The sequence below is a fragment of the Intrasporangium oryzae NRRL B-24470 genome (genome assembly GCF_000576595.1).
GTDB classification, from domain to species: domain Bacteria; phylum Actinomycetota; class Actinomycetes; order Actinomycetales; family Dermatophilaceae; genus Intrasporangium_C; species Intrasporangium_C oryzae.
Map to the genome: position 1 here is coordinate 35,003 of NZ_AWSA01000037.1, position 13,950 is coordinate 48,952.

14 protein-coding genes, 1 tRNA gene, 1 pseudogene and 1 riboswitch are annotated in these 13,950 nt (G+C 70.7%); of the genes and pseudogenes, 8 read left to right on the plus strand and 8 right to left on the minus strand.

The window, feature by feature from the left end; all coding sequences use genetic code 11:
* Nucleotides 1–15: 15 nt before the first annotated feature.
* A riboswitch (cobalamin riboswitch) is annotated at nt 16–243 on the minus strand.
* An 89-nt stretch (nt 244–332) separates the two neighbouring features.
* A complete protein-coding gene (locus tag N865_RS15585; RefSeq protein WP_034807861.1) occupies nt 333–1,895 on the minus strand; it encodes an AMP-binding protein in 1,563 nt (520 codons plus the stop codon).
* Between the two features lie 181 nt (nt 1,896–2,076).
* Here N865_RS15585 and N865_RS15590 point away from each other — a divergent pair, with 181 nt between their 5' ends.
* Complete coding sequence (locus tag N865_RS15590; RefSeq protein WP_034807864.1) at nt 2,077–2,523, plus strand: PNPOx family protein; 447 nt, start codon at nt 2,077–2,079, stop codon at nt 2,521–2,523.
* An 18-nt stretch (nt 2,524–2,541) separates the two neighbouring features.
* On the opposite strand, the gene N865_RS15595 is transcribed toward N865_RS15590, so the two are convergent.
* On the minus strand, nt 2,542–3,480 hold the full coding sequence (locus tag N865_RS15595) for a TIGR03619 family F420-dependent LLM class oxidoreductase (protein ID WP_034807866.1): 939 nt from the start codon (nt 3,478–3,480) through the stop codon (nt 2,542–2,544).
* A 198-nt stretch (nt 3,481–3,678) separates the two neighbouring features.
* Between N865_RS15595 and N865_RS15600 the strand changes: the two genes are divergently transcribed.
* Nucleotides 3,679–4,392, plus strand: coding sequence for a VOC family protein (locus N865_RS15600; protein WP_034807868.1), 714 nt, complete (start codon nt 3,679–3,681; stop codon nt 4,390–4,392).
* 45 nt (nt 4,393–4,437) lie between these two features.
* On the opposite strand, the gene N865_RS15605 is transcribed toward N865_RS15600, so the two are convergent.
* Nucleotides 4,438–4,887, minus strand: coding sequence for a group II truncated hemoglobin (locus N865_RS15605; RefSeq protein WP_034807870.1), 450 nt, complete (start codon nt 4,885–4,887; stop codon nt 4,438–4,440).
* A 205-nt stretch (nt 4,888–5,092) separates the two neighbouring features.
* Here N865_RS15605 and N865_RS15610 point away from each other — a divergent pair, with 205 nt between their 5' ends.
* Entirely contained in the window at nt 5,093–6,058 is a 966-nt protein-coding gene (locus N865_RS15610) for a DUF1214 domain-containing protein (RefSeq protein WP_034807872.1), read from the plus strand.
* Here the strand turns inward: N865_RS15610 and N865_RS23745 are convergent.
* Nucleotides 6,046–6,174 (minus strand): hypothetical protein, encoded by a 129-nt coding sequence (locus N865_RS23745; RefSeq protein ID WP_281173506.1) that lies wholly within the window; start codon nt 6,172–6,174, stop codon nt 6,046–6,048. The two genes, N865_RS15610 and N865_RS23745, sit on opposite strands and share 13 nt — an antisense overlap.
* Nucleotides 6,175–6,240: 66 nt before the next feature.
* Here N865_RS23745 and N865_RS15615 point away from each other — a divergent pair, with 66 nt between their 5' ends.
* Nucleotides 6,241–6,924 (plus strand): GIN domain-containing protein, encoded by a 684-nt coding sequence (locus N865_RS15615; protein WP_034807874.1) that lies wholly within the window; start codon nt 6,241–6,243, stop codon nt 6,922–6,924.
* Nucleotides 6,925–7,014: 90 nt separating this feature from the next.
* Here the strand turns inward: N865_RS15615 and N865_RS15620 are convergent.
* The 3 genes and pseudogenes from N865_RS15620 to N865_RS15630 all read right to left on the minus strand — a co-directional run bounded on the left by N865_RS15620 (nt 7,015) and on the right by N865_RS15630 (nt 9,335).
* Nucleotides 7,015–8,361, minus strand: a pseudogene (locus tag N865_RS15620) (NAD-dependent succinate-semialdehyde dehydrogenase).
* 379 nt (nt 8,362–8,740) lie between these two features.
* A tRNA-Ser gene (locus N865_RS15625) sits at nt 8,741–8,830 on the minus strand.
* A 10-nt stretch (nt 8,831–8,840) separates the two neighbouring features.
* Nucleotides 8,841–9,335, minus strand: coding sequence for a nucleoside deaminase (locus N865_RS15630; RefSeq protein ID WP_034807876.1), 495 nt, complete (start codon nt 9,333–9,335; stop codon nt 8,841–8,843).
* Between the two features lie 17 nt (nt 9,336–9,352).
* Here N865_RS15630 and upp point away from each other — a divergent pair, with 17 nt between their 5' ends.
* Nucleotides 9,353–9,991: a uracil phosphoribosyltransferase gene (gene upp / locus N865_RS15635; RefSeq protein WP_034807878.1), complete on the plus strand. Its 639-nt coding sequence runs from the start codon at nt 9,353–9,355 to the stop codon at nt 9,989–9,991.
* Nucleotides 9,992–10,025: 34 nt separating this feature from the next.
* Here the strand turns inward: upp and N865_RS15640 are convergent, their stop codons facing one another.
* The gene (locus N865_RS15640) at nt 10,026–11,075 is read right to left on the minus strand and encodes a small ribosomal subunit Rsm22 family protein (RefSeq protein ID WP_245603793.1); all 1,050 of its coding nucleotides are present in this window, start codon (nt 11,073–11,075) and stop codon (nt 10,026–10,028) included.
* A gap of 148 nt (nt 11,076–11,223) precedes the next feature.
* On the opposite strand from N865_RS15640, the gene N865_RS23065 reads away from it, so the two are divergent.
* The 3 genes from N865_RS23065 to N865_RS15650 all read left to right on the plus strand — a co-directional run bounded on the left by N865_RS23065 (nt 11,224) and on the right by N865_RS15650 (nt 13,943).
* Nucleotides 11,224–11,391 carry a hypothetical protein gene (locus N865_RS23065; RefSeq protein ID WP_169735754.1) on the plus strand — a complete coding sequence of 56 codons (168 nt, stop codon included), beginning with the start codon at nt 11,224–11,226 and terminating at the stop codon, nt 11,389–11,391.
* A 24-nt stretch (nt 11,392–11,415) separates the two neighbouring features.
* Entirely contained in the window at nt 11,416–12,336 is a 921-nt protein-coding gene (locus N865_RS21905; protein WP_051510711.1) for a PH domain-containing protein, read from the plus strand.
* A 113-nt stretch (nt 12,337–12,449) separates the two neighbouring features.
* Entirely contained in the window at nt 12,450–13,943 is a 1,494-nt protein-coding gene (locus N865_RS15650; RefSeq protein WP_034807882.1) for an amino acid permease, read from the plus strand.
* Nucleotides 13,944–13,950 lie beyond the last annotated feature (7 nt).

Sequence of the window (13,950 nt, forward strand, 5' to 3'; positions counted from 1 at the left end):
GGACCACCGCACGGGGTCCCGTGCGGTGCGCTGGCAGGTCTTCGGACTCGTGGGCATGCGCACCGTCCGGACGTTCGGACGGACGGACTCCTACTGGTCGTCGCTTCCCAGGCCCTGGGGCCCAGTGCTCGTGACGACGGTCGTTCCCACTCACCGCTGCGGGGCAGTCCCGGATTCGAACCGGGTTCCCTCTTACGACGACACCTCTGGCTGAGGCGCCGAACCAGCTGCAGCCAGGACACTATCCCTTGGGCTGCACGCGCACACCGCACCCCAGATCTTGGGCGTGTCGCCACGCCGGCGCGGCCGCAGCCGGCGCTCGCGCGCCGCCCTCAGCCCCGAAGGACGTCCTCGTCCTCGGAGCGGAGCTGCTGGCGCAGCTCGCGCTTGAGGACCTTCCCGTAGTTGCTCGTCGGCAACGCGTCGACGAAGCGGTAGTCCTTGGGCCGCTTGTACCGGGCGATGTGGTCGAGGCAGGTCCGGTCGAGCTCGTCGACCGACGGGGGCGGGGCGCCCTCCGTGGCGACGACGAAGGCGACCACGGACTCGCCCCACTCCGGGTCGGGGTGGCCCACGACGGCGACGGCGCGGACACCCGGATGACGCAGCAGGGCCTCCTCGACCTCACGCGGGTAGATGTTCATCCCGCCGCTGATGATGAGGTCCTTCGAGCGGTCGCGCAGGGTGAGGTAGCCGTCGGCGTCGAAGCTGCCGATGTCGCCGGTGTGCAGCCAGCCGCCCCGCAGTGTCTCGGCAGTCGCCTCCGCCTGCTTCCAGTAGCCGGACATGACGACGTCGCCGCGGACGACGACCTCGCCCGTCTCCCCGAGGGGCACCTCGCGGTCGTCGAGGTCGACGACGCGCACCTCGACGTCGGTGCGGGGAAAGCCCACGCTCTGCATCCGCTCTCGCCAGCGCGGGTGGTCGGTGTCGGCGTGGTCGGCCTTGGACAGCGCGGCGATCGTCATGGGCGTCTCGCCCTGCCCATAGATCTGGGCGAGCCGGGGGCCGAAGGCCGAGAGCGCGGTCTCGAGGTCGGCGAGGTACATCGGGGCGCCGCCGTAGATGATCGTCTTGAGGTGGGACGGAGCAGCCGCGACGACGGCCGGGTGCTCGGCCAGCCGCTTGACCGTCGTCGGAGCGGCGAAGAAGGACATGCCCGGCCAGTGCCGCAGCAGTGCGGCGATCTCGTCGCCGTCGACCCCGCCCGACGCGGGCACGACGCTCACGGCACCCCTGGCGACGTGGGGCACGCCGTAGAGACCGGCGCCGTGGGAGAGCGGCGAGACGTGGAGGACGGAGTCCTGCGGCGTCACGGGGTCGATGTCGGCGAAGTAGCTGAGCGAGGCCATGAGCAGGTTGCGCGCCGTGAGCGTCGCACCCTTGGGCCGGCCGGTGGTGCCGCTCGTGTAGAAGAGCCAGGCCGGGTCGTCCGGCGCCATGTCGGCGAGCGGCGCCGACGCGGCGGACGTGACCGACGCGAGGCGGCTCCACCTCTCCCCCGGAGCCACGACCACCTCCCGCAGCGAGTCGACGGTGCCGAGCAGCGACTCGATGTCCGAGGCGTGCTCCTCGTCGGCGATCGCGACGCTCGTGGCGCTGTGCTCGAGGACGTACGCGAACTCGTCGCGGTGGAGGCGGGCGTTGACCGGCACGGCGACCAGCCCGGCGTGCCAGACGGCATAGAGCGCCTCGAGGTACTCGGGACGGTTTCGCATGACGATCGCGACCCGGTCCCCGGGCGTGAGGCCGAGCGGCCCGAGCAGGCCGCCCGCCAGGGCGGCCGTGCGCGCCGCCCACGCAGCCCACGTCGCGTGGACCCGCTCACCCTCGGCCAGCGCGGGGGCGTCGGGCCGGCGGCGTCCTTGGCGTTCGACCCACACGGCGGGGTTCATCTGCCCTCCAAACGTCGACGGTGACGGCGAGGTGGCGACGGCGCAGGCACCGCAGCACCGGGCCCATCGTAGGTCGGCTCCGACCAGAGCGGTACGGGTCCGCGGCGGTCCCGGCGCGGCCGGTGGGGGCCGACCTACGATGGGCGTGACGGATGCCGGGTGCCGCCCACCAGGAGGAAGCATGAGGCTCGACCCCGAGGTGGCGAGGGCTCGGCTGGCGGCGCACGACCACGGCGTGCTGTGCACGATCCACGCGGTTCGCGGCGTCGATGCGGTGCCCGTCGTCTTCGTCGTGGACGACGACGGCTTCGTCGGCATCCCCGTCGACGTCGTGAAGCCGAAGGCGTCCACCCGGCTGCAGCGCGAGCGCAACCTCGAGGCCGACCCCCGGGCGACCCTGCTCGTCGAGCACTGGGACCCGCGGGACTGGTCCCGGCTGTGGTGGGTGCGCGCCGGGCTGCGCTACGAGCCCGCTCCGCCGCCAGGCCGGGAGGCGAGCCTCGCGGCACTCCTCGCGCGGCGCTTCACGCAGTACCGCGACGAGCCGTTCGTACGCGTCCTCGTGCTCCGTGTCGCGGCTGTCACCGGCTGGGCGGCTCGCGACTCGGGCACCCCCGACCACCCCTGACCGCCGCCCAACCCTGCGCTACCGGCCCCAGTGCGCCGGGGCGAAGGCGTCGAGGACGTCCTCGGCATACGCGAGCGCCTCCCCGGGGTCGACGCTCGGGAAGCCGACCCGAGGCGAGAGGTTGAGGTCGAAGAACACCTCGGTGACACCCTGGGCGCCCAGCGCGTCGAGGTCCGCCAGCACCTGCTCGCGCGTGCCGTGAAACGGGCGGCGCTGCCCTGCAGGCTCGTCCGCGGTGAGGTCGACGACGCCGCGCACGACGATGCGAACGGCCCCCGGGTCACGCCCGGCCTCGCGCGCTCCGTCGCGCACGGTCTCGACACACGCGCCGATCCGGGTCAGGTCCTGCTGGCTGCTGCCGATCCATCCCTGGGCGAGCCGGCCCGCACGGCGCAGCGCGGGCGCGGCAGACCCGCCGAGGAGCACCGGAGGGTGCGGTCGCTGCAGCGGGGCGGGGCCGACGTGCGACCGCGGCACGGTGAAGAACTCGCCGGCGAACTCCACCGGGTCCTGCGTCCACAGCGCCACCAGGCAGTGCAAGTACTCCTCGAAGCGCGCACCCCGCCGCTCGAAGGGCACGCCGGCAGCGGCATACTCCTGCGTCAACCAGCCCATCCCGAGACCGACGGTGAGCCGACCGCCGGTCACGACGTCGAGGGACGCCATCGCCTTCGCGAGGAGCGCGGGCGCGGTGAACGGTGCACAGATGGTCGCCGTCCCCAGCCCGATCCGCTCGGTGTGCCCGGCGACGTACGCGAGCGCCACGACGGGGTCGAGCACGGCCCGGTGCGACGGCTCGAGGCCGCCGTCGACCGGGAAGAGGACGCGCTGGAAGGTCCACAGGGACGCGTACCCGAGCGCCTCGGCGCGACGGGCGACGTGGCGCATCGTGTCCGGCGTCGCCCAGGGTCCCGACACCGGCAGCCCGAACCCGAGCAGGGGCCGCTCACCCGTCACGGGACACCACTCTGCCAGCCCCGTGGGGGCGCTGCGACCGTATGCCGCTCAGCCCGGCGGGCGGGACCGGCGCGGTCTGCCCGCTCACGCCACCGCAATTGCGTTGCCGCCCGGTTCCCGAGCGCTTTAGCGTGGTCACTCCTCGTCGCGCACGAAGGTCCGGGTCCGCGGCGGCTCGGCGGCAGATCGGAGAGCCTGATGACGTCCATCCTGGTCGCCCTCTGTATCGACGGGAAGGATCCCCACGGGCTCGCGCGTTTCTGGGGCGGCGTCCTGGACTGGCCGGTCGCCGACGACGGCCGGGGGATCTGGCCGAGCGGCGGCACCGGGTTCGGCATCCGGTTCAACGCGACGACTGAGCCGAAGACCGGCCCGAACCGAATGCATCTGCACCTGACGAGCACGTCTCTCGACGACCAGCGGTCGACGGTGGAGCGCGCACTCGAGCTCGGCGGCCGGCACCTCGATGTCGGGCAGCTACCGGAGGAGGAGCACGTCGTGCTCGCCGACCCGGAGGGCAACGAGCTCTGCGTGATCGAGCCGGGCAACCGCTTCCTCGCGGGCTGCGGCTTCCTCGGAGAGGTGGCCTGCGACGGGACGCGCGCGGTCGGGCACTTCTGGAGCGAGGCGCTCGGCTGGCCGCTCGTCTGGGACGAGGGCGAGGAGACCGCGATCCAGTCGCCGGCCGGCGGGACCAAGATCGCCTGGGGCGGTCCGCCGCTGCCGCCCAAGACGGGGAAGAACCGGCTGCACTTCGACCTGGCCCCATCGGTCGCCGACGACCTGAGGGCCGAGGTCGACCGCCTCCTCTCCCTCGGGGCGACCCGCGTCGCCAGCGGCCCGGGGACCGAAGGCGCCGTGGCGCTGGCCGACCCCGACGGCAACGAGTTCTGCGTGCTGCCCGCTCGATGACCCTCGATCTGCGTGGCGTGCGGGTGGACGCGGGCATCGAATGCGTCAGCCGATGAGGCCGTCCCACGACCAGTGCGGGATGGTCAGCCCGGCAGGCACGTCGGCGGCGGAGTCGTGGTAGCGCGACATCGTCGTCCTCGTTGCCCACGCGAAGTAGTCGCGCAGGACCGCCCTGACCGGGTCGTCCTCGAAGAGAGCCACGTCCGTTAGGGCCTGGTCGAAGCACGCGATCGCGCGCCGGTCCATCTCCTCGTGCGGGCCGTTGCCACTGTGCGTTCGGACCACCGAGCTCTCGTCGCCGTACCTGTCGGAGTACGTCGTCGGGCCCCCGAGGGCCTCGGACCGGTAGGCGGCGAGCCGCTCGATGTGGTCAGGGCGAAGGCCGTGGCTGAACGCGTGGCTCACCACCTCGTCGGCCATGACCCGCTCGTGCCACGCGCGTGCCAGGCGGACGAGCCCCTCGTGGCCGCCAGCGGCCTCGTACACCGACTGCATCTCCCGAGGATGGCAGACCGCACCGACGTCGCGCAGCCGGACGGCGCCGGGCAGGTGACGGGGGGCTCAGCGGCATAAGTCGACGTCTCCCGCACCCCATGGACCCCGCGCGTATCACCCTCGGAGAGTGAGGCTCGAGCAGAGGGGCCCTTCCTAGCATCGGCGTACGCCGTCCCCGGCCACCCATGGGAGAGGAACCGACCGCATGAGCCTCCTGGTGAACGTCGACAACTTCGTCCGAGCCGAGACGGCCCGGATGCTGACCGACATCCAGCGCGATGCCGGGGGCGTCAACCGGCTCCGTCACAGTCGCGAGCCTGCACCCATCGACGACCAGACCGTCATCCGGCTCAACCGCGACACCCTCTACAGCTTCACCGTCGTCGACCTGACGACGCCCGCGGAGCTCGTGCTGCCACCGACCGACGGCCGGTACCTGTCGGCGATGATCGTGAACGAGGACCACCACGTGCCGCAGGTCCTCCATGGCCCCGGCTCCTTCCGGCTCACCGCGGAGGAGGCCGGCTCGGCGCACGTGCTCGTCGCCGTCCGCGTGCTCGTCGACCCGAACGACCCCGCCGACCTGGCACAGGCGGCCGCCATCCAGGACGGCATCACGCTCACCGCGTCGTCGAACGAGCCGTTCCAGGGCCCCGACTACGACCCGACCTCGCTCGACGAGACGCGCGCGGCGCTGCTGTCGCTGGCTCGCAACCTCACCGGGTTCGACCGGATGTTCGGCTCGGCCGACGAGGTCGAGCCGGTGCGCCACCTCATCGGCACGGCGGCCGGCTGGGGAGGCCTGCCGACCAGCGAGGCCGCCTATCTCGGGGTCGACCCCAAGGTCGGCCCCGGGAGCTACGAGCTGACCTTCCGCGACGTCCCGGTCGACGCGTTCTGGTCGGTCAGCGTGTACAACGCCGCCGGGTTCTTCGAGCCGAACGCCTCCGGCCGCTACACGCTCAACAGCGTCACGGCCGTGCGCGACGCCGACGGATCGGTCACCGTCCGTTTCGTGCCCGACGACTCCGTCACCGGGCCGAACACGATCCCGGTGCCCGGGGAGGGCTGGAACTACCTGGTGCGGCTGTACCGGCCACGGCCGGAGGTGCTCGACGGCTCGTGGACCACGCCCTCGATCACGAAGTCCGTTGCGGGTCAACCCGACTGAGCGCCTCGGCGGACGCTGTCGAGCACGCGGAGCTCGGCGAGCGTCCACTCGCCGAACGTCATACGCGTCGTCAGGTCGTATGCCGGTTCCAGCAGCATGGTCGGTGGGCGGCGCACCAAAGGGGGACCTTGGGCCTGCCTGCCGTGAATTGGATGGGAGCAGGCTGGGTGCTGGAGGCAACCATGAGAACAGCGACGAGGTCCCGATCCGTTCGACTGCGCGTCCTCGCGCTCGCCGTTGCTGCCGTCGGCCTCACGGGGGCTTGCGGCTTCGGGTCGACCGGTGGCGTCGTGGTCGGTTCGGGCGCGGTGACCTCGGAGACCCGCAGCGTGGCCGCCTTCACCGAGGTGCAGGCCAACGCCGGCATCCAGCTCGAGGTCGCCAGCGGCCCGCGCCACGTCGAGGTCACCGCGCAGCCCAACATCATCGACATCACGACGACCGAGGTGTCGGGATCGCGCCTCACGGTCGACACGACGAGCGGCTACGTGACTCCGAGCGGCCTCGTCGTGAAGGTCACCGCTCCGGGTCTCACCGGCATCGAGCTGACGGGTGGCGCCAGCGCGTCGGGCTCGGCCGGGACCTCGAAGGACTTCACGGTCCAGATGTCCGGAGGCGCACGCGCGACGCTGTCGGGGTCCACAGGCACCCTCGACCTGAAGGCCAGTGGTGGGGCGATCCCCAACCTGGGCGAGCTGCGCGCCACGAACGCCACCGTCGATCTCAGCGGCGGCGTGGTGGCAACCCTCACCGTGAGCGACTCCCTCACAGGCACGGCCTCGGGTGGCGTCGTGCTCACGTTGACGACCCCGCCGAAGAGCTCCCAGGTCGAGACATCGGGCGGCGCCGTCGTGCGCAACCCCTGACGCGCGCCGAAGCTCCCGTTCAAGGTTCTTGGCGCCGCCCGACGATGGAGGGGACACGGGCCCCGCATGTCCGGGGCCCGTGCCTGCCCGCTACCTCAAGACGCGGATGAGCTTCTTGTTGACGAACTCGTCGATGCCGTACCGACCCAGCTCACGGCCGAAGCCGGAACGCTTGATGCCGCCGAACGGCAGCTCCGCCCCGTCGAGCAGAACGCCGTTGACGAAGACCATGCCAGCCTCGATCTTGTCGGCCACGCGCTCCGCCTGCTCCCGGTCGGTGGTGAACACGTAGGAGCCGAGGCCGAACGGGATGTCGTTGGCGATCTGCACCGCCTCCTCCTCCGAGGCGGCCTTGAAGACCATGGCGACCGGGCCGAAGAGCTCCTGCTGGTAGACGTCGTTGTCGGGGGTGACGCCGGTCAGGACACCCGTCGGGAAGAATGCGCCGTTGCGTTCGCCCGCGGACTCGAGGTGGGCGCCCTGATCGACGGCCGCGTCGACCTGCTGCTGGAGCCGGTCGGCCGCAGCGACCGAGGACAGGGGGCTGATGCCCTCAGCGCCGGCCTTGACGGCCGCGGTGAACTTCTCGACAAACGGGGCATAGAGGTCCTCCGTGACGATGAACCGCTTGGCTGCGTTGCAGGCCTGGCCGGTGTTGTCGAGGCGGGCCTTGACTGCGGCGTCGACGGTCGAGTCGAGGTCGTCGGTCGAGAGCAGGATGAACGGGTCGGAGCCACCCAGCTCGAGGACGACCTTCTTGAGGTTGCGGCCGGCGATCTCGGCGACGGCGGCACCCGCCCGCTCCGACCCAGTCAGCGAGACGCCGTGCACGCGCGGGTCCTCGATGACCGTCGCGACCTACTCGTTCGTGGCGTACACGTTGACGTAGGCCCCGGGCGGGAAGCCCGCGTCGACGAAGATCTGCATGATCGCGGCAGCAGACTCGGGGCACTGGGGCGCGTGCTTGAGGATGATCGTGTTGCCGATGCACAGGTTCGGTCCGGCGAACCGGGCGACCTGGTAGTAGGGGAAGTTCCACGGCATGATCCCCAGCAGGACGCCGTAGGGCGACCGGCGAATCAGAGCCGAGCCGTCGCCATCAAGCAGCTCGATCGGCTCGTCCGCGAGGAGCTTCTCGGCGTTGTCCGCGTAGTACTCGTAGATCGCCGCGCTGAACTCCACCTCACCGACCGCGTCCTCGAGCGGCTTGCCCATCTCGCGCACGATGATGGCGCCGAGCTCGTCCTTGCGCTCGGTGTGCAGCTCGGCAACCCGTCTCACCAGGGCGGCACGTTCGGCAACCGTCGTCCTTCGCGCCCAACCCTTGCTGGCGGCCGCGGCGGCCGCGATGGCCGCCTCGATCTCGGCGTCCGTGGCGGTGGGAAACTGCTGGACGACCTCGCCGGTGGCCGGGTCGGTGACCGCGTAGAGGCTCACGTTGTTCTCCTTGTCTCTGCAGATGATCGCTGGCTTCACGCTGCTCCCCAGAGTTCTCGCTCGTCAACGGGCCCGTCCACTGCGTCAAGGGTGATCCTGATCATGCAGAAAACACAGCGCATTCCGTCTCGACCCCCCGCTCGAGACTCAAGGGGGACCACCGAACTCTCACCCACGCCTGACACGAGCCTCCCGCTCTGCGTGTTTGCCTGCTTTGCTCCCGGACCCGCGTCCCCATACTCATCCAATGAGACTTCACATGGCGGTGGCGGTGGGAACCGTCGGCCTCCGCTTCGCTCCGGCCTCCTCCCAAATCCCGCAGCGTCCAACAAAATGAAGCAGGACCCCGACGAAAAGCGTGTCGGGGTCCTGCTTCATTTGGCGGTGGCGGTGGGATTTGAACCCACGGTGGAGTTACCCCCACACACGCTTTCGAGGCGTGCTCCTTTGGCCGCTCGGACACGCCACCGGGAGGTACGTTACCGGACCCTGTGGCTCTCGAAGAAATCGACCAGGAGGGCGGCCGACTCCTGCGCGCGGACCCCGCCGACGACGTCCACGCGGTGCGTCGCGAGCCGGTCGCGGGTCAGGTCCCAGACCGATCCGCACGCTCCAGCCTTCGGGTCCCAGGCGCCGAAGACGATCCGTTCGACCCGGGCCGCCATCGCCGCACCGGCGCACATCACGCACGGTTCGAGGGTGACGACGAGCGTGCACTCCTCGAGGCGCCAGGTCCCGAGCGCGGCCGCGGCCTCGCGGATAGCGACGATCTCGGCGTGGCCGGTCGGATCGCCACGCTCCTCGCGGACGTTGCGCCCGCGGGCGATGACGACGCCCTCGGGGTCGACGACGACCGCGCCGACGGGGACGTCCTCCGACGAGGCGGCCTCGGAGGCCACAGCGAGCGCCTCACCGAGCCAGGCGGCATACGTCTCGACGGACCCTCCCGCGGGGGTCTCGGAATCCTTCTTCACGCGCTAAGTTTCCACCCATGGACGTCCATGTCGCAGACCACCCGCTCATCGCCCACAAGCTGACCTACCTGCGCGACGAGCGGACCGACAGCCCGACGTTCCGGCGGCTCGCCGAGGAGCTCGTCACCCTGCTCGCCTACGAGGCGACGCGCGACGTCCGGGTGGAGCCGTTCGAGATCAACACCCCGGTGGCGCCGACGACCGGCATCAAGCTGTCCAACCCGAAGCCGATCATCGTGCCGATCCTCCGCGCGGGCCTCGGGATGCTCGACGGCATGGTCAAGCTCCTCCCGAGCGCCGAGGTCGGGTTCCTCGGGATGATCCGCAACGAGGAGACGCTCGAGGTCTCGACCTACGCCAACCGCCTCCCCGACGACCTCACCGGCCGCCAGGTCTTCATCCTCGACCCGATGCTCGCCACCGGCGGCACGCTCGTCATGGCCATCGACTACCTCACGGCCAAGGGCGCCCGCGACATCACCGCCGTCTGCCTGCTCGCCGCGCCCGAGGGCATCCAGCACCTCGAGGAGGAGCTTGCCGACTCCGACATCCCCGTCAAGGTCGTCCTCGGCACGATCGACGAGAAGCTCAACGACAAGGGCTACATCGTCCCCGGCCTCGGCGACGCGGGCGACCGCCTCTACGGCGTCGTCTGACCATCCCGTATGCCGCTGGGCCGCGTCCCGCGGTTCAGCGCGGGAAGGCGTCGCCCCACTCGGCGTCCCGGGCCGCGCGATAGCGGTCGCCCGCCTTCTTGGAGACGACCTCGCGCCCGGCCGAACCGTCCGGGCGACACACCTGGAACTCCACGAAACCCTTGCGCTTCATCGGGTGGCGCAGGATGCGACCCGCAGCCCGCGCCGCGCTGAGTGAGCTCGACGTGGTCGCCGGGTCCGGTTCGACCGTCGCGTCCGGCGCGACCGCGGCGACCCACGAGTACTTCTCGTCCTCGTAGGAGAGCTCGCCGCCCTTGATCCGCCGGTGCGCCGCGGACCGGTTGACCCGGGCGGCGAAGTGGCACCAGTCCCCCTCGCCCAGCGGACAGGCCAGCTCGTGCGGGCACGGGCCGACGAGCCTCCAGCCCGCCGCGAGCAGCGCGGCCCGGACCCGCAGGATCCGGGCATAACCGTCCGGCGTGCCCGGCTCGGCCACGACGACGACCCGTCCACGGCTCATGGCGTCGGCGACGAGGGCCGCCTGCTGCCCCGGGTCGAGCTCGCTGAGGACGTACGACACCGTGACGAGGTCGGCCGACACGTTCGGCCACGCCCCGGCGCGCGCCCGCTCGAAGCGGGCCGTCCGCAACGACTCCGTCGGCGCCTCGGCCACGAGGTCGCGCCCGAGCCGGAGCGCCTCCCCCACCTGGTCGAGCACGGTGACCGACTCGATCGAGGGGAACGCCCCGGCCGCAGCCCAGGCCGCCGCGCCGGTCCCGCCCCCGAGGTCCAGCTGCGTGCGCGGCTCGAGCCCCGAGCCGGCCAGCGCGGATGCGACGTCCCTCAGCACCCGCGACAGGGCCGCGTGCGTCGCCGGCATCCGATATGCCGCATATGCCACGACGTGGACCGGCGAGGCGAGGATGGGCGCCGACGCCGCGGCCACCGACCGGTAGCGGGCCACGAGCGACTCCGTTGCCGCAGCGAGATCGCGCTCCGGCACCCCGCGCACAGCCCGCTCGAGAGCGGAACGGAGCGCAGCGGCATACGACATGCTGGCCGAAGGCTCCCGCAGGGTGGACACGCGAGGAGACTACTGCCGCATCCACCGACACGCGGATCCCCCTGACGGTGGACGCGGCCGGACTGCGGCAGACTGTCACCACCCCTGTGTCGTGGGTCCGTGGTGGGACGGACCGACGGCGAACCCCGACTCGAGGAGCACCGGACCGATGGGCAAGGCCAAGAAAGTCATCCTCTTCGTGGTGCTCGCGTTCTTCCTGTATGCGATCTTCACCGCACCCGCCCAGGCGGCCGACATCGTCGTGAGCATCTGGGACCTCATCGTCGCCGGGTTCAACGCGATCCTCGCGTTCTTCAACTCCATCCTCAACCGCTGATGCGGCGCGGCTGACAGGCACCCGATGGCGATCCGACGAGACGACGTCCCCGCAGGACTCCAGTCGGTCCTGCTGCCCGGGGAGACGATCGTCGCGGCCAACCACTCCCACCCGGCCAAGATCGCCAAGGACGTCGGCATCACCATCCTCGCCTTCATCGTCGCGCTCTTCATCGACTCCAACGTGACGTCCAAGAGCCAGATGCTCGGCACGCTCTTCTGGTGGGTCTTCTTCATCATGCTCGTGCGGATGCTGTGGATCCTGCTCGAGTGGCGTCACGACTGGTTCGTCGCGACCGACAAGCGCCTCATCCTGCGCTACGGCCTCATCACCCACAAGGTCGCGATGATGCCGCTCCTCAAGGTCACCGACATGAGCTACGAGCGAAGCATCACCGGGCAGTTCCTCGGCTTCGGCCGCTTCATCCTCGAGAGCGCCGGCCAGGACCAGGCCCTCCGAACGATCAACTTCGTCCCCCACCCCGACGAGACCTACCGCGCGATCTGCGCCGAGATCTTCCACATCGTCCCGCCCGCACCCGAGCCCGAGTTCGAGGGTGAGGAGGGCGAGGAGGGCTTCGGCGGCCCGGACGACTTCGGTGGCCCTGGTGGCTCGGGTGGCCCGGGAGGTCACGGCGGCGATGACGGCACCCCCTTCGCGCCCTTCGGCAGCCAGCCCGGCTACCCCGACGTCAACCCGATCCACACCCCTGTCCAGGACCGGCTCGACTCGTACTCCCGGGCCCTCCCGGTCCACCGGCCCGTGGCCGAGCCGGTCCACCGGCCTGTGTCCGAGCCGGTCCACCGGCCCGCCGTCGAGCCGACCCGTGACGGCGAGTCCCTCTACTCGAGCGAGGACATCCGCCGCCGGCGGCGCGGGGCCGACACCGGCCCCATCTGGCCCGTCGGCGGTCCGCCACCCGAGCCGACGTCGTCCGAGGGCTGACCACCCCTCTCTGTCCCGTCGGCCGCCAGGGGCGGCCCAGATCTCGCCTCGACGGCGGAAGCGGGTCTAGTTTGGGTGGGGACCAGTCCCGCGTCCCGCGTCCGGAGGTCCGCATGAGCCTGTTCCGTACGAAGACGATCGAGCAGTCCATGGCCGCGGCCGAAGAGGCCGACCACCACCTCAAACGCCGCCTCACCGCACTCGACCTCACGGTCTTCGGCATCGGCGTCATCATCGGTGCCGGTATCTTCACCGTCACGGGCAAGGCCGCCAAGGAGTATGCCGGCCCCTCGATCGTCCTGTCCTTCATCATCGGCGCGATCGTCTGCGGGCTCGCGGCCCTCTGCTACGCGGAGTTCGCGTCGACGGTGCCGATCTCGGGCTCGGCCTACACCTTCTCGTATGCCACGTTGGGGGAGATCGTCGCGTGGATCATCGGCTGGGACCTCCTGCTCGAGCTCATGCTGGGCGCGAGCGTGGTCGCCCAAGGATGGTCGCAGTACCTCGTCACCTTCCTCGGACAGATCGGCGTGACGTGGCCCGAGTCGGTCGGTCCGGGCTCGCACTTCGACCTGCCCTCGTTCGTCCTCGTCGCAGCCCTGACCGCGCTCGTCGCCACCGGCATCAAGGAGTCGCTGCGGGTCAACCTCTTCCTCGTCGGGATCAAGCTCTTCATCGTGCTCTTCGTGATCTTTGCGGGGATCGGGTTCATCAACCGCGACAACTGGTCGCCGTTCATCCCGCCGTCCTCGCCGGGGACCGCCGCGGAAGGCCTGACCACCCCGCTCTTCCAGTGGCTCACCGGGGTGACGCCCTCGACCTACGGCATCCTCGGGATCATGTCCGGCGCGGCGATCGTCTTCTTCGCCTACATCGGGTTCGACGTCGTCGCGACGACGGCCGAGGAGGCCAAGAACCCGCAACGCGACCTGCCCCGAGGGATCATCGGCTCCCTCGCCATCTGCACGGTCCTCTACGTCGCTGTCGCCCTCGTCATCACAGGGATGCAGCCCTTCTCGCAGATCGACGAGAAGGCGGCCCTCGCCACGGCCTTCACCCAGGTCGGCAAGGACGGCTACGCCACCCTCATCTCGGCGGGAGCCGTGGCCGGCCTCACGACGGTCGTCATGACGCTGCTCATCGGCGCGACCCGGGTCACCTTCGCCATGAGCCGCGACCACCTGCTGCCCGGCTCGCTCGGCGTGACGAACCCGAGGACCGGCACCCCGATCAAGCTGACGATCATCATCGGCACCCTCGTAGCGCTCATCGCCTCGCTCACGCCGATCGGCAAGCTCGAGGAGATGGTCAACATCGGGACGCTGTCGGCGTTCATGCTCGTCTCGCTCGCGATCCCGGTCCTGCGCAAGCGGCGCCCCGACTTGAAGCGCGCCTTCACCGTCCCCGGCAACCCGGTCGTCCCGTGGCTGTCGGCCCTCGCCTGCTTCTACCTGATCCTCAACCTCAGCATCGAGACGTGGATCCGGTTCGTCATCTGGATGGTGCTCGGGTTCGTCATCTACTTCGGCTACTCGCGCTCGCACAGCAAGCTCGCCACCGGCGAGAGCGAGGTGTCACCGGCCCGCTCCCCCGCCCTCGAACCCTGACCCCCCC